Below are 14,151 nucleotides of genomic sequence, written 5' to 3' on the forward strand. Positions count from 1 at the left end.
CCCCTACCCGACGGCGTCGCCCTCCCACAGACCGGCGGCGTACCCGTCGACGAGGGCCCCGATCCGGGCCACCGCCTCGTCGGCCGGCAGCGGGGCGAGTCGCCGGCCGTCGCGCAGCCGCAGGGCCACCAGGTCGTCCGCGGCCTCCTTCGGACCGATCACCGCCTGGTAGGGCACCAGCCGGGCGGCCCTGATCCTGGCCCCGAGGCTGCCCTGCTCTGGCCCGGCGAGCTCCACCCGCAGTCCCCTTTCGAGACAGCGCCGGCGCAGCGCCTCGGCCTGCGCCACCTGCTCCTCGGCCAGCGGCAGCAGGACGACCTGGGTGGGCGCGAGCCAGCCGGGGAAGGCGCCGCCGTACAGCTCGATGAGGTGGGCGACGACCCGCTCGACGCTGCCGATCACACTGCGGTGGACCATCACGGGCCGGTGTTTGGCGCCGTCCGCTCCGATGTACTGCAGTCCGAACCGCTCCGGCTGGTGGTAGTCGATCTGCACGGTCGACAGGGTCGACTCGCGCCCGGCGGCATCGGCGATCTGGACATCGATCTTGGGCCCGTAGAACGCCGCCTCCCCTTCGGCCGCCTCGTACGGCACCCCGGACCGCTCCAGCACCTCGACCAGCAGCGCGGTGGCGCGCTCCCAGAGCGCCGGGTCGGCCACGTACTTGCCGCCCGCACCGGGCAGCGACAGCCGGTAGCGGACCGGGCGGATGCCGAGCACCCGGTGCGCCTCGCGGATCAGCTCCAGCGCGGCCACCGCCTCGTCCCCGGCCTGCTCCGGGGTGCAGAAGACGTGCGCGTCGTTCAGCTGGATCGCCCGGACCCTGGTGAGCCCGCCGAGCACCCCGGACCGCTCGGAGCGGTACATGCCACCCAACTCGGCCATGCGAAACGGCAGTTCCCGGTAGCTGCGGGCGCGGGAGCGGTAGATCAGGGCGTGGTGCGGACAGAGGCTGGGCCGCAGGACGAGCTCCTCGCCGCCGACTTCCATCGGCGGGAACATGTCGTCCTGGTAGTGCGACCAGTGGCCCGAGATCTCGTACAGCTCCCGCTTGCCGAGCACCGGCGAGTACACGTGCCGGTAGCCCGCCCGCTGCTCGCTGCCGCGGATGAACTCCTCCAGCGCGTGCCGCACGGCGGCGCCGTCGGGCAGCCAGTACGGCAGTCCGGAGCCGATCAGCGGGTCGGTGTCGAACAGGTCGAGCTCACGGCCGAGTCGGCGGTGGTCGGGCGGCGAGGGCGCAGCCGACGGGGAGGGACGGGAAGGGCGGGCGGCGTGGGAAGGCTGGGCGGTCATGGCGGTCTCCACTCGGGCAACGGGCGAGTGACCGGCACGACGAAGCCCCGGGGCACTCGCCCCGGGGCTTTCGACTACGACAGAAGTCAGCGCGCCGGGACTCTCTCCGGCGTCGTCGTGACGACTGCAGCGCGCTTCATGCCCCGACGGTAACAGGGCCTCGTATGACCACGCCACGGAATTACGGCCGGCCCGGGCCCTCCGGCGGTGGCCCGCCGGGATCGCCGGTCGTCACTCAGTGCCGGAGGAGTTCGCAGAAGCGGTCCAGGGCTCGGTCGGCGCGGTGGCGGTCGCCGGTGGTCGTGAGGTCGAACAGCAGGCCCCGGAGGACAGCCATGACCAGCGTGGGGGTGACCGTGCCGTCGGGGTCGGCGGCGACGTCGCGGGAGGCGGCGCCGAGGGTGGTGAACCAGTCCGTGATCGCCTCGGCCTGGTCCGGGTAGTTCTCGGGGTGCGCCAGGCCGTCGGCGTGCACCTCGAAGATCAGTCGGACGTACGGGGTGCGCTCCGGTGCGCTGATCCAGGCCCAGATGCCGCGCAGGCGGGCCTCCGGGCAGGCCGCCTCCGACGGGAGGTTGTCGGCCAACCGCGCCGCACCGCGGCGGCGGGCCTCGGCGAGCACGGCGGCCACCAGCTCCTGCTTGCTGCCGAAGTCGTAGAGCAGCATCCGCGGGCTGGTGTCGAGGGCCGCAGCCAGCGGCCGCAGGCTCAACCCGGCCAGGCCGTGCGCCAGTACGTAGTCGGTCGCCCGCGCCAGCGTGCGCTCCCGCCGGGCGGGATCTGGTGGTCGCCCCACGGTGGATCATCCTCTCGGTGCTGCGAATCTGAGCCCGCATCAGTATATGGTACGACTGTTTCAACAACGGGAGGGAACAGTCATGCACGCACTCGACCGGGCGCTCGCACTGGGCGCCGGAGGTCTCGTCGGCACGGCCTGGATGGCCGGACTCGCCGGCGGACTGCGCCGTGACGGGGTGGATCTCGGCGAGGCCGATCTGTTCGTCGGCACCTCGGCCGGCGCGATCCTCGCCGCACTGCTGGCCACCGGCCAGGACCCTGACCGGCTCGCCGCCCCGGTGCGCCCCGCCGGTTCCGGCATCACCCCGCCGCGGGTGGACGGGCGCCGGCTGGGCGAGGTGTTCGCCGCGCTCGGCGAGGCCGCCTCGAACCCGGCCGAGGCGCGGCGCCGAGTGGGCCGGATCGCGCTCACCGCCGAGACCGGCCCCGAGCAGGCGCACATCGCCCGGATGCGCGCCCTGGCCGGCACCGACGAGTGGCCGGACCGGAGGCTGCTCATCACCGTGCTGGACACCGAGACCGGCGAGCAGGAGGTCCTCGACCGCGCGAGCGGCGCCCCGCTGTCCTCCGCCGTGGCGGCCAGCACGGCCTTCCCCGGCCTTTACCCGCCGATCACCATCAACGGCCGCCGGTACATGGACGGCGCCCTGCAGTCGGCGACCAACGCCGACCTCGCGGCCGGAGCCCGCACCCTCGTCGTGATCGACCCGCAGGCGCACCTGTTCCCCCGCGATCTGCTCCACCGGGAGCTGGCGGTCGCCGCGGCGCACACGGTGGTGACCATCGAGCCCGATCCGGCGTCGATCCGCGTGTTCGGCTCGGACCTGAACGACCGGGCGACCTGGGCGCCGGCCTACCAGGAGGGGCTTCGCCAGGCCGCCGACGCCGCGGAGAAGCTCCGCCTCGCGTGGAGGACGGGATCCGACACGGCCTAGACACCGCCTAGGACCGGACAGGGCCTAGGCTTGTCTGACAATTCCCGCCGCGCGCTGACGCGACGCGAATTGTCAGAGACAAGCCCTAGTGGAGGACCACGCAGCCGCGCTCCGCCAGGGCGGCGAGCAGCCTCGGGGCGGGCGTCACGTCGTTCCAGCGCAGGTCGAGCTTCTCCAGCGCGGGCAGGTCGGCCAGCCAGTCCGGGAGCCCGGTGATCCGGTTGCTCCGCAGGTCCAGCCGCCGCAGCAGCGGGAGTCGGGCCAGTACCCCGGGGATCTCGGTGAAGGCGTTGTCGCGCAGCTCCAGCTCGCGCAGCCCGGTGAGCGCGGCGGTGGAGGGCGGCAGTGCGGTGAGGGCGTTGCCGCGCAGCCACAGTTCGCGCAGCGCGGTGAGCCCGCCGAGCGGGCCGGGCAGCGCCGTGAGCCGGTTGTGCTGGGCGCGCAGTTCGACCAGCCCGGTCATCTCGCCGAGCGCGTCGGGGAGTTCGGTGAGCCGGTTCTCGCCGACGTTGAGGTAGCGCAGTGCGGTGAGTCGGCCGATCGCCTCCGGCAGGGTGGTCAGCGCGTTGTCGTGCAGGTAGAGGAAGTCGCTGAGCCCGGTGAGCTCGCCGAGTTCCTCCGGTACGGCGGTGAGCGCGTTGTGACCGAGGTCGAGGGTGCGCAGTCGCCGCAACCTCCCGATGGCGGGCGGCAGTTCGCTGATCCCGGTGTCGGCCAGGATGAGCACCCGTAGGTCGGTGCGGTCCCAGACGGTGCCGGGGACGGAACCGAGCTGCTGCCGCCAGAGGTTGAGGGTCGGGTCCGTCGGGTCGGGTGTCCGTTGCATGCCCGCATTCTCCCGCAGCCGCCGGGCCGGGCCCGCCTGAACGGGCGGGCCCTGCCGGCGGATCCGGCGTCACATGTTGATCATGTGTCCGGCCAGGCCGTGGATCGCCTCCTTGACCGCCTCGCCCAGGGTCGGGTGGGCGTGGACGTTGCGGGCGACCTCGTGCACGGTGAGGTCCCACTGCTGGGCGAGGGTCAGCTCGGGCAGCAGCTCGGTGACCTCGGGGCCGATCAGGTGGGCGCCGAGCAGCTCGCCGTACCTGGCGTCGCTGATGACCTTGACGAAGCCGATCGGGTGGCCGAGGCCGTGTGCCTTGCCGTTGGCCGTGAACGGGAACTTGGCGACCTTGACGTCGTACCCCTGCTCGCGGGCCTGGGCCTCGGTGTAGCCGAAGCTGGCGATCTGCGGCTGGCAGTAGGTGGCGCGCGGGATCATCACGAAGTCCAGCTCCATGGTCTCCGCACCGGCGATGGTCTCGGCGGCGATCACGGCCATGGACTCGGCGGCGTGGGCGAGCATCAGCTTGGCGGTGACGTCGCCGATGGCGAAGATGTGCTCGACGTTGGTGCGGCCGCGGCCGTCGACGGCGATCGCGCCGCGCTCGGTGAGCTTGACGCCGGTGTTCTCCAGGCCGTAGCCGTTGACGCGCGGGGCGAAGCCGATCGCCTGGAGGACCTTGTCGGCCTCCAGGATCTGCTGCTGCCCGTCGCGGGTGACGGTGACCCTGACCTTGGCGGCCGGGTCCTTGTCGTCGATGGCGTCGACGCGGGTGGAGGTGAGCACCTCGATGCCGAGCTTGCGGTACTGCTTGGCCAGCTCCGCCGAGACCTCGGCGTCCTCGAGCGGGACCATCCGGTCCAGGTACTCGACGATGGTGACCTTGACCCCGTAGTTGTGCAGCACGTACGCGAACTCGACGCCGATGGCGCCCGCGCCCGCGATGATGATGCTCTCGGGCAGCTCCTCGGTGAGGATCTGCTCCTCGTAGGTGACCACGCGGTCGCTGAGGCTGGTGCCGGGCAGCAGGCGGGTGGTGGCGCCGGCGGCGATGATGCAGTGGTCGAAGGTGATGACCTCGAAGCCGCCGCCGGTGAGCGCCACCTGGAGGGTGCGGTCGTCGACGAAGGTGCCGCGGCCGTCGTACTCCGTGATGCCGTTCTTCTTCATCAGGTAGTGGACGCCCTTGACCCGGCCGTCGGCGACGGTGCGGCTGCGGCGGAAGGCCTCGCCGAAGTCGAAGCTGACCGTGCCCTCGACCTTGATTCCGAAGGTCTTGGCCTCCTTGGTGAAGATGTGCGCCAGCTCGGCATTGCGCAGCAGCGCCTTCGAGGGGATGCAGCCGACGTTCAGGCAGACCCCGCCCCAGTACTTGGCCTCGATGACGGCGGCGCGCAGTCCGAGCTGGGAGGCGCGGACGGCGGCGGTGTAGCCGCCGGGGCCTGCGCCGAGGACGACGACGTCGTAGTGCGTGCTGCTCATGGTGCTGACTCCTCCGAGGGTGTCACGGTGACGTGATCTAGGAGCCATGGTGTCAGGAGCGGTCGCGGCGCACCCATCGGACCCCTCCCCGTGCCTGCCTCCCGACCGGCCAGGAGCGGCACCCCGGAGCCGCAACGGTGCGGCGGTCCTCGCCGGGAGGTCCGCCGCACCGTTGTGGCTCAACCGTCAGGCGGTCAGGACGCCACCTCGTGGCCGTCCTGCAGCCCGCCGCCGCTGCCGGCCTGGCCGTCGGTGTGCTCGGGCGCGACCGGCGCGTACAGCGAGGAGAGGTCCCAGGCGTAGGTGCCGACGGCGTTGGCGATCACGTCGATGTTGACGTCGAAGGCGCCGCGGTCCAGGTTGCCGAGGTTGTCACAGGCCTTGTGGTAGCACTTGTCGAACGCCACCCCGGCGGTGCCGCCGTATCGCGCCGCCTGCGCCGCGGACTTGATGACCTCGGCACCCGTGTCGGTGCCGCCCGCCGGGATGCCCGCCTCGATGAACGGGCCGTAGTCGGAGCGGCCGGTGAAGTCGGTGCCCTCGTGGGGCTTGCGCCGGCCGTCCAGGTACTTGGTGATGTTCCGCTCCAGCTGCGCCGATCCCGCCGGGCCGGGGCCCGCGCCGACGTGGTCGGAGTCGTCGCCGTCGTAGACGAACTGGGCGTAGTTGGGCGAGGCGATCATGTCGAAGTTCAGGTAGAGCCTGATCTTCTTCTTCTCGGCGTCGGAGAGCGAGTCGACGTACGCCTCGGAGCCCTTGAGGCCGAACTCCTCGGCCGACCACCAGGCGAACTTCACCTTGTTCTGCACCTGCCGGGTGCCCAGGTTCCTGGCGACCTCCAGGATGCCCGCCGAGCCGGAGCCGTTGTCGTTGATGCCGGGGCCCGCCGCGACCGAGTCGAGGTGGGAGCCGATGAAGACGGTGTTGTTCTCGTCGCCGCCGCGGGTCTCGGCGATGACGTTCCAGGTCTTGCGCTTCTCCATGAAGGTGCGGATGTCCAGGTTCACCGAGACCGGCCCGGCGGCGGCCTTCGCGGCCAGGGCCTCCCCCGCGGCCTTGGTGATCCCGCCGGTCGGGACCCGGCCGGCATCCGGTTCGCCGAGGGTGCCGTTGAGGTCGCCGTCGGTGTTGTTGTAGATGATCGCCCCCGCCGCCCCGGCGGCCGCCGCGGCCGCCTGCTTGGCCGCGAAGGGGCAGCCGCCGCGCTTGATCAGCGCGACCTTCCCGGTGAACGCGCCGGCCGCGTAGTCGCCCGCCTCGCAGCCGGTGGTGTCGTCGACCGGGACGACCGCGAGGTCGGCGGTGAGCCCGGAGGCCGGTCCGCCGACCGAGTACGTCATCGCGATCACCGGAACGCTCTCGGCCTGCGGCGAGACCACCTTCAGCTGCTCCGAGAGCGCCTCGAAGAAGGTGTACTCGAACTCCTGCCTGGACACCTTGAGCCCGGCCTGGCGCGCCTGCTCGTACACGTAGCGGGCCGACTCCTCGTGGCCCCGCGAGCCCGCGACCCGGGTGCCGCCGTTCCGGTCGGCGAACCGCTGGAAGGTCTTCAGGATGTCGTACGCGTCCCGGGCGTTGCTCTCGTCGACGAGCTTCGCGGCCAGCTTCGCCCCCTTCCGGGCCGGGTCGGGGTCGGCGGCGGCGGTCCCGGCGCCGACCAGCAGCACCGGGGTGACCAGCGCGGCCACCGCCAGGGCGGCGCCGGCGGCGCGACCGGCGGTCCTGCGAGCCGATCCCGGCGAAGAGGTCAGACGGCGGGTCCGAGCGCTGAGGCCGCGGGTCCGAGCGTTCAAGGCGAGTCCTTCCGAGAGTCCGTGGGACTCCCGATTTGACATGCTCGTCGCGACCTTGCCAAGTCCGGCGCACAAGCTGACCGGATGCGGACATCCGGTGGCACGGTGATGCTGGAGGGGTGGGGCCGTCTCATCCAGGAGTGTGACCGAATGTCCATGATGGAAAAGATCAAGAACATGCTGAAGGGCCACGAGGACCAGGCCGACAAGGCCGTCGACAAGGCGGGCGACGCCGTGGACGACCGGACCCAGGGCAAGTACAGCGGCCATGTCGACACCGCGCAGGAGAAGATGAAGGAGCAGTTCCGCGACCAGCCGCCGCAGTAGCCCTCCCGGCAGCCCGGCACCTCGAACCGCCCAGTAGCTCAGCGCCCCTACAGCCCGTCACCCCGGCCCGACCTCCGCGTCCGGACCGGGGTGACGCACGTTTCCCGCCCGTAGGCCCTGTCCCGGCACCGCGGCCCGGCGACGGGATCGGCCCTCCGCGCGCGCTCGGCAGGCCGCGCCCGGGCGCCTCCCCGGCACGGTCGGACGCCGTCGAACGACCCCCGTCCCGAACGGGACTTTACATACTCATTACTATTGTCCCGGTAGTGCTTCCGCGTGTCGCAGGCGGCGCGACACGGCCCCCCGTGTCGCCCGCCGGGCCGGACCGTGCACCGGTGCAGCCGCACACGCCAGCGGGAAGCCCTGACGAGAGGACAGCCGCCGTGTCGATTCCCCGTGTCCGGACCACCGCCCTGCCCGGCGTCGGAGTGCAGTACGACCTGACGACCCGAGAACAGCGGCACCTGTCCGTCATCGCACACCGGGACGGCTCACGGAGCCTCAACGCCTACCGCTCGGACGACCCCGACGCCTGCTCGCAGGCCTTCCGGCTGACGGCGGAGGAGTCCGCCGCCCTGGTGGACGCCCTGACGCCCGCTCACCACAGCCCGGGCCTGCTGCACACCACCGACCTCGGCCTGGTCGCCGAGCGCATCCCGGTGACGGGCACCTCCCACTGGAACGGCCGGCTGCTCGGCGAGACCCGGATGCGGACCGCCACCGGCGCCTCGATCGTCGCCGTGCTGCGCCGCACCGGGGCCGTCCCCTCGCCCGCCCCGGACTTCCGGCTGGCCGGCGGGGACACCCTGATCGTCATCGGCACCCGCGAGGGCGTCGACGCCGCCGCGGCGATCCTGGACAGGGAGTGATCGGATGCACACCGCGAGCGTCTTCATCGAACTCGGCTCGGTCATCCTGGTCCTCGGCCTGCTCGGGCGAATAGCCGGCCGGTACGGCTTCTCGCCCATCCCGCTCTACCTGCTCGGCGGGCTGGCCTTCGGCCAGGGCGGACTGCTGCCGCTCAGCGCGAGCGAGGAGTTCGTCGCCACCGGCGCAGAGATCGGCGTGGTCCTGCTGCTGCTGATGCTGGGTCTGGAGTACACCGCGGCCGACCTGGTGACCAACCTCAAGGCCCAGTACCCGGCCGGCGCCGTGGACTTCCTGCTGAACGCGCTGCCCGGCGCGGCGGCCGCCCTGCTGCTCGGCTGGGGACCGGTCGCGGCCGTCGTCCTGGCGGGCGTCACCTGGATCTCCTCCTCCGGGGTGATCGCCAAGGTGCTCGGCGACCTCGGGCGGCTCGGCAACCGGGAGACCCCGGTGATCCTCAGCATCCTGGTGCTGGAGGACCTGGCGATGGCCGTCTACCTGCCGATCCTCACCGCGCTGCTGGCCGGGGCCGGACTCCTCGCGGGCTCGATCACCCTCGCCATCGCGCTCGCCACGGCCGGTGCGGTGCTCTTCGTCGCGCTCCGTTACGGGCGGCTGATCTCGAAGTTCGTCTCCCACGACGACCCGGAGAAGCTGCTGCTGGTCGTCCTCGGGCTCACCCTGCTCGTCGCGGGCATCGCCCAGCAGCTCCAGGTGTCGGCCGCGGTCGGGGCGTTCCTGGTCGGCATCGCGCTGTCCGGGGAGGCCGCCGAGGGCGCGCACACCCTGCTCAGCCCGCTGCGGGACCTCTTCGCGGCGGTCTTCTTCGTCTTCTTCGGGCTGAGCACCAACCCCGCGAGCATTCCGCCGGTCCTGCTCCCGGCGCTGCTGCTGGCCCTGGTCACCGCGCTCACCAAGGTCGCCACCGGGTACTGGGCGGCACGCCGGGCCGGTATCGCGGAACGCGGCCGCTGGCGGGCCGGCGGGGCGCTGGTCTCCCGCGGCGAGTTCTCCATCGTGATCGCCGGTCTGGCCGTCACGGCGGGTATCGAACCGGGCCTCGGACCGCTGGCCACGGCGTACGTGCTGATCCTGGTGGTCACCGGCCCGCTCGCGGCCCGGTACACCCAGCCCGCGGTGGAGCGGCTGGGCGCACTGCGCCGGCGCGGGCGCTGGTCCCCGGCGGCGCGGGGTGCCGCAGCCGCCCCGGACCAGCCCTTCGCAGAGCAGCCCGTGCTGGAACAGCCCGGCGGCGTGCTCTCCGGACCTGGGGAGCAGCCGCAGGCCGACCCCGTCACCGGCCTGTCTCACTGACCGGCGCCCCGGGCGGGTCAGCCCTCGCGACCCGCCCGGGGCGCAGCACCCTCGCCGCCGCGGTCCGCGGTGCCGTCGGGCCCTGCGGGCTCCACGGGTCCTCCGGGCCCGTCGCCGCGGTACCCGCAGAACTCACAGGGCCCCGGCCCCGGCCGCTCGCGCAGCCTGCCGCACTCCTCGCACACCCGGTCCAGCCAACAGGCCGACTCGCCGCCTTCACCCATGTCGTCGATTCTCCCCCGGGCACCCCCGGGCCATCGAGTAGACACTGTCTACGCCACGCTGGTAGACAGTGTCCATGACTGATCAGGACTCAGGCCTGCGCGCCCGCCTGGTGGCGGCCGGGGTCGATCTGGTGACCAGGGAGGGCGTCCACGCGCTCACCCTGCGCGAGATCGCCCGCCACGCCGGCGTCTCGCACGGCGCGCCCCGCCGCCACTTCGCCACCCACGTCGAACTGCTGTCGGCCATCGCCCGACAGGGCTTCGCCGAGCTCGCCACCGCCGTCGGCCTCGCGGGCCAGGGCGCCGACGACGGCACGGACCCGCGGACCCGCATCGCGGCGCTCTCCCGCGGCTACCTGGACTTCGCGGCCGCCAACCCCGGCATGTTCGAGCTGATGTTCCGCCACGACCTCCTGGAGGACAGCGGACTCGGCCTGCGGCAGACCACCCTGCCGCTCTTCGAGACCCTCGTCCGCCTCGTCGCCGCTGTACGGCCGCCCTCCGGCGCCGAGCCGCCGGTGGTCGCCGCCGCGCTCTGGGCCAACCTGCACGGGCTCGCCCAACTCCGGTCCTGGGGCGCCCTCCGGCTCGCCACCGGCGGCGAGGACGTCGAACCACTGCTGCGCGCCGCCCTGGACGCCCACCTCGGTCCGGCGGCCCAGTGAGCCCGCGCGCGAGCCACACCCGGGCGCAGCGGCTGACCCTGGCCGGAAGCATCACCGGGGCGGCGATCGTCGCACTGGACGGGACGGTCCTGATCGTCGCCCGACCGCGCATGCAGCACGACCTGGACGCCTCCCTCGTCGCGGTGCAGTGGACCAGCACGGCCTATCTGATCGCGGTGGCCTGCCTGCTCGTCCTGGCCGGGCGGCTCGGCGACCGCTACGGACACCAACGGCTCTTCGCCCTGGGCATCCTGGGCTTCGCGGTCACCTCCGCGGGCATCGGCCTCGCGCCCGGCGTCGGCTGGGTGATCGCCCTGCGCGTCGCCCAGGGCGTCTGCGGCGCGCTGCTGCAGCCCGCCACCCTCGGCATGCTGCGGGCCGCCTACCCTGCCGACCGGCTCGCCATGCCGATCGCGCTGCGCACCAGTGCGATCGGCCTGGCCGCGGCCGCCGGCCCGGTGGTCGGCGGCGCGCTGACCGACCAACTCGGCTGGCGGTCGGTGTTCTTCCTCACCGCCGTGCCCGCCGTCGCGGCCGGCCTGCTGGCCCTCGTGGTCCGGGTGCCGCAGCCATCGGCCGACCGCACGGCGGGGCTCGACCTGCCGGGTGCGGGCCTGCTCGCGGTGGCACTGGCCTGTCTGGTGCACACGCTGGTCGGGATCCCCGAGCACGGCTGGACGACGGCCACCGCCTTCGGGCTGGCCGCCGCGGTGGCGGCGGGGTGCTGGTTCGCCCGGCACGAGCGGCGCGCGGCGAGTCCGCTGCTGCCGCCCGCCGTCCTGCGGTCGACCACCCTCGTCTCGGCGCTCGGCGTGCTGCTGACGGCCTCCGCGACGCTCTTCGGGGTGCTGTTCCTGGGCACCTACTTCCTCCAGGACGTCCTCGGGCTCGACCCGTTGCAGAGCGGGCTGCAGGCGCTGCCGCTCGCCGTGCTGATGGTGCTCGCCGCCCCGGTCGCGCCCGCGCTGATCAGACGCCGCGGAGCCCGGTGGACCACCGGAGCGGGGATGGCGCTGATCACGGTCGGCGCGGCGCTGGCCTCCCGGCTCGACGGGTCCTCCGGCCCGGTCGTGATCGGCGGCTGCTTCGTGCTGCTGGGCGCGGGGTTCGGGACGGTCATGGTCACCGCCACGGCCGTGATCGTGCGCGACGCCTCGGTGGCCGACGCGGGGGTGGCCGGCGGGCTCCAGCAGACCGCGATGAACGTCGGCCCGGCCCTCGGCACCGCCGCCGCGACCACCCTGGTCGGCGGCGAGGCGCTGGTCACCGCGCTGGGCCCGGCCCTGCTGGCACTGGCCGCCGTGTCCGCGGCCGGCGCGCTGCTCACCGTTCACCTCCCCGGCCCGAACCGGACCCGGACGGCCACCGCGGCGCCCTGATCGGCCGGGCGGCCGTCCCCTCACTCCGCCGCCGCCACGACCGGCGCACCCTCCGCCTCCCCGCCCACCGCCCGCGCGGGCGTCCGCCGCCCTCGCGTCAACAGGTGCAGCAGGGCCAGCTGGGCGACGGCGCCGACGGTCATCCCGGCCCAGATGCCGTGCACGCCGAGCGGACCGGACAGGGCGGCGGCGGAGGCGAGTTGGGCCGTGAGCCCGACCAGGACGGCCGCCACCAGCGACCGTCCGGCGCCCGCCGCCTGGTGGACCCCGCCGAGGGCGACCACCAGGGCGTACGGGAGCAGGTAGAGGCCGACCATCCGCAGGAAGCCGACCGACTGGCCGGCCACCGCCGGATCGTCGGTGAACAACGCCGTGACGGGGACGGCCAGCGTCGCGCACAGCACGGCCGCGCCCGCCCCGAGCACCCCGGCGAGGCGTGCGGTGTCCCGGCCCAGGGCGCGCAGGGCCGCTCCGTCACCCGCTCCGGCGAGCCGGGCGGCCTCGATCGCGGCGGCCTGACGGACGGCGTAGAACGCCATGGTGACGATCAGCAGCACGCGGTAGCCGACCCCGTACCCCGCCACCGCCGGGACACCGAAGGCCGCGACCAGTCCGAGCTGTGCGGCGCCCACGCCCATCCGGGCGGTGAAGTCCAGGCCGAAGGGCGCACCGGCGGCCACCACCCGGCGCATCGCCGACCGTCCCCCGGACGGCGATCCCCCGGCCTTCGGGGCGGCCGCCGGGGCCGCGGGCAGCCGCCGGCGCCGCCGGACCACCGCCGTGACGGCGAGGGCGACGGCGCGCGAGGCGGTCAGGGCGAGCGCCGCTCCCGGGACACCGAGCGCCGGGAGCGGCCCCGGGCCGAGGATCAGCAGCGGGTCGAGCAGGAGCAGCAGGGCGTTGGAGAGCAGCGCGATCCGCATCGGCGTCCGGGTGTCGCCGGCCCCCTTCCAGAGTTCGTCGGCGACGCGCTGGCCGAAGAAGAGTGCGAACGCGGGGAAGGCGATCGCGAGGTAGTCGGCGGCGAGCCCGGCGGCCGGTCCGTCCAGGAACGCCCCGGCCAGCCGCTCGCGCAGCAGGAACCCGGGGACGGACAGCAGGACGCTGCCGAGTGCGCAGAGCCGCCAGGCGGCGCGGGCCGTTTGCCCCGCCGAGGTGTGGTCGGCGGCGCCGAGCGCCCGGGAGAGCCGCAGGCTGGTGCCGGAGGCGACCACCAGCACCAGGCCGAGCAGGAGGTTCTCCACGGTCCCCGCCAGGGTGACGGCCGCGACGGCGGCTCCGCCGAGGCCTGCCACCCAGAAGGTGCCGACCACCGTGGCGAGGACGTTCGACAGGAGTTCGGCGTAGACCGGTCCCGCCAGTGTGATCAGTCTCGGCAGATGCCCCCGCATGAATCCCCCTCCGCCCACCGCGGTCGTTCGCCGCGGTCGTTCGTCCAGGCCGTTCGTCCAGGCCGTTCGTCCAGGCCGCTTGCCGCGACGTTGCCTCGAATAGAGATACATCGAATCGATGCACATCGGCAAGAGGTAAGATCGGCGGACGACGGAGCGCGCGACGACGAAAGGGCTTCGACCGTGCTGACCCTCGCGATCCTGGGCTTCCTCCACGCCGAACCGCTGCACGGCTACGAGCTGAAGTCCCGTATCACCGGCCTGACCGGCCACATCCGGCCGGTCAGCGACGGCGCGCTCTACCCCGCCCTCACCCGCCTGGAGAAGGCCGGACTGCTGCTGCGCCGCAGCGAGCCGGGCAGCGGCGCGGTGCCCCGGCAGGTCCTGGAGCTGACCGCCGAGGGCCGGGCCGAGCTGGAGCGCCGGCTGGCCGATCCGGCCGAGGTGGAGATCTCCGACCAGATCCGCTTCTTCACCGTCGCGGCCTTCCTCGACCGCCTGGCCGATCCGGTCCGGCAGGCCGCCGTCCTGCGGCGCCGACTGGCGTTCCTGGAGGCGCCGAGCAGCTTCTTCTACGACGCGGCCGGCCGGCCGGTCTCCGCCGAGCAGGAGCCGAACCCGTTCCGGCGGGGCATGCTGCTGGTCGCACGGGCCTCCGGGGCGGCCGAACGGGCCTGGCTCACCGAGACGATCGCAGCGCTGGAGGCCTCCTCCGCGCCCTGACCCACCGACCTTGCGCCGCACCGGAAACACCTCGTGACGCATCGGGCGCAACCCGGGTCGACCGTGGCTAAGATGATCCGCCTCACACCACGGCAGCGGCGGCCGACGAGCCGTACGCCGGACCGTACCCGCAC

At 73.4% G+C, this 14,151-nt stretch carries 13 protein-coding genes; 7 read left to right on the forward strand and 6 right to left on the reverse strand.

From position 1 onward, the window contains the following. Window positions 1-3 precede the first annotated feature (3 nt). Both thrS and ACGFZP_RS23820 read right to left on the reverse strand, forming a co-directional pair. Window positions 4-1,296 (reverse strand): threonine--tRNA ligase, encoded by a 1,293-nt coding sequence (thrS, locus tag ACGFZP_RS23815; protein WP_392936394.1) that lies wholly within the window; start codon window positions 1,294-1,296, stop codon window positions 4-6. Between the two features lie 235 nt (window positions 1,297-1,531). After that, window positions 1,532-2,092, reverse strand: a complete 561-nt coding sequence (locus ACGFZP_RS23820) for a TetR/AcrR family transcriptional regulator (RefSeq protein WP_392936396.1) — start codon at window positions 2,090-2,092, stop codon at window positions 1,532-1,534. 82 nt (window positions 2,093-2,174) lie between these two features. Here ACGFZP_RS23820 and ACGFZP_RS23825 point away from each other — a divergent pair, with 82 nt between their 5' ends. Next, complete coding sequence (locus ACGFZP_RS23825) at window positions 2,175-3,029, forward strand: patatin-like phospholipase family protein (protein ID WP_392936399.1); 855 nt, start codon at window positions 2,175-2,177, stop codon at window positions 3,027-3,029. 85 nt (window positions 3,030-3,114) lie between these two features. On the opposite strand, the gene ACGFZP_RS23830 is transcribed toward ACGFZP_RS23825, so the two are convergent. From ACGFZP_RS23830 to ACGFZP_RS23840, 3 genes are all read right to left on the reverse strand, one after another. Beyond that, window positions 3,115-3,855, reverse strand: a complete 741-nt coding sequence (locus tag ACGFZP_RS23830; RefSeq protein ID WP_392936401.1) for a leucine-rich repeat domain-containing protein — start codon at window positions 3,853-3,855, stop codon at window positions 3,115-3,117. 69 nt (window positions 3,856-3,924) lie between these two features. Further along, window positions 3,925-5,334 (reverse strand): dihydrolipoyl dehydrogenase, encoded by a 1,410-nt coding sequence (gene lpdA / locus ACGFZP_RS23835; protein ID WP_392936403.1) that lies wholly within the window; start codon window positions 5,332-5,334, stop codon window positions 3,925-3,927. Window positions 5,335-5,528: 194 nt separating this feature from the next. Continuing rightward, window positions 5,529-7,028, reverse strand: coding sequence for a M28 family metallopeptidase (locus ACGFZP_RS23840; RefSeq protein WP_392936983.1), 1,500 nt, complete (start codon window positions 7,026-7,028; stop codon window positions 5,529-5,531). A 249-nt stretch (window positions 7,029-7,277) separates the two neighbouring features. Between ACGFZP_RS23840 and ACGFZP_RS23845 the strand changes: the two genes are divergently transcribed. The 5 genes from ACGFZP_RS23845 (at window position 7,278) to ACGFZP_RS23865 (ending at window position 11,903) form a co-directional block, all read left to right on the forward strand. After that, window positions 7,278-7,454: an antitoxin gene (locus ACGFZP_RS23845; protein ID WP_392936405.1), complete on the forward strand. Its 177-nt coding sequence runs from the start codon at window positions 7,278-7,280 to the stop codon at window positions 7,452-7,454. 383 nt (window positions 7,455-7,837) lie between these two features. Beyond that, a complete protein-coding gene (locus ACGFZP_RS23850; protein WP_392936407.1) occupies window positions 7,838-8,323 on the forward strand; it encodes a cation:proton antiporter regulatory subunit in 486 nt (161 codons plus the stop codon). Between the two features lie 4 nt (window positions 8,324-8,327). Next, window positions 8,328-9,635 (forward strand): cation:proton antiporter, encoded by a 1,308-nt coding sequence (locus tag ACGFZP_RS23855; RefSeq protein WP_392936409.1) that lies wholly within the window; start codon window positions 8,328-8,330, stop codon window positions 9,633-9,635. Window positions 9,636-9,933: 298 nt separating this feature from the next. Further along, window positions 9,934-10,524 carry a TetR/AcrR family transcriptional regulator gene (locus tag ACGFZP_RS23860; RefSeq protein WP_392936411.1) on the forward strand — a complete coding sequence of 197 codons (591 nt, stop codon included), beginning with the start codon at window positions 9,934-9,936 and terminating at the stop codon, window positions 10,522-10,524. Next, window positions 10,521-11,903, forward strand: a complete 1,383-nt coding sequence (locus ACGFZP_RS23865) for an MFS transporter (protein ID WP_392936412.1) — start codon at window positions 10,521-10,523, stop codon at window positions 11,901-11,903. Before ACGFZP_RS23860 ends, ACGFZP_RS23865 begins: the two co-directional genes overlap by 4 nt. Window positions 11,904-11,923: 20 nt before the next feature. Here the strand turns inward: ACGFZP_RS23865 and ACGFZP_RS23870 are convergent, their stop codons facing one another. Further along, a complete protein-coding gene (locus tag ACGFZP_RS23870; protein ID WP_392936414.1) occupies window positions 11,924-13,294 on the reverse strand; it encodes an MATE family efflux transporter in 1,371 nt (456 codons plus the stop codon). 183 nt (window positions 13,295-13,477) lie between these two features. On the opposite strand from ACGFZP_RS23870, the gene ACGFZP_RS23875 reads away from it, so the two are divergent. Further along, window positions 13,478-14,017 carry a PadR family transcriptional regulator gene (locus ACGFZP_RS23875; RefSeq protein ID WP_392936417.1) on the forward strand — a complete coding sequence of 180 codons (540 nt, stop codon included), beginning with the start codon at window positions 13,478-13,480 and terminating at the stop codon, window positions 14,015-14,017. The last annotated feature ends 134 nt before the right edge of the window (window positions 14,018-14,151 follow it).

The sequence above is a fragment of the Kitasatospora sp. NPDC048239 genome (assembly GCF_043202015.1).
GTDB lineage: Bacteria > Actinomycetota > Actinomycetes > Streptomycetales > Streptomycetaceae > Kitasatospora.

Excerpts from the sequence above, each read along its gene's own strand:
- thrS (WP_392936394.1), bottom strand. The coding sequence starts at position 1,296 with ATGACCGCCCAGCCTTCCCACGCCGCCCGCCCTTCCCGTCCCTCCCCG.
- ACGFZP_RS23825 (WP_392936399.1), top strand. The coding sequence starts at position 2,175 with ATGCACGCACTCGACCGGGCGCTCGCACTGGGCGCCGGAGGTCTCGTC.
- ACGFZP_RS23830 (WP_392936401.1), bottom strand. The coding sequence starts at position 3,855 with ATGCAACGGACACCCGACCCGACGGACCCGACCCTCAACCTCTGGCGG.
- lpdA (WP_392936403.1), bottom strand. The coding sequence starts at position 5,334 with ATGAGCAGCACGCACTACGACGTCGTCGTCCTCGGCGCAGGCCCCGGC.
- ACGFZP_RS23845 (WP_392936405.1), top strand. The coding sequence starts at position 7,278 with ATGTCCATGATGGAAAAGATCAAGAACATGCTGAAGGGCCACGAGGAC.
- ACGFZP_RS23855 (WP_392936409.1), top strand. The coding sequence starts at position 8,328 with ATGCACACCGCGAGCGTCTTCATCGAACTCGGCTCGGTCATCCTGGTC.
- ACGFZP_RS23860 (WP_392936411.1), top strand. The coding sequence starts at position 9,934 with ATGACTGATCAGGACTCAGGCCTGCGCGCCCGCCTGGTGGCGGCCGGG.
- ACGFZP_RS23870 (WP_392936414.1), bottom strand. The coding sequence starts at position 13,294 with ATGCGGGGGCATCTGCCGAGACTGATCACACTGGCGGGACCGGTCTAC.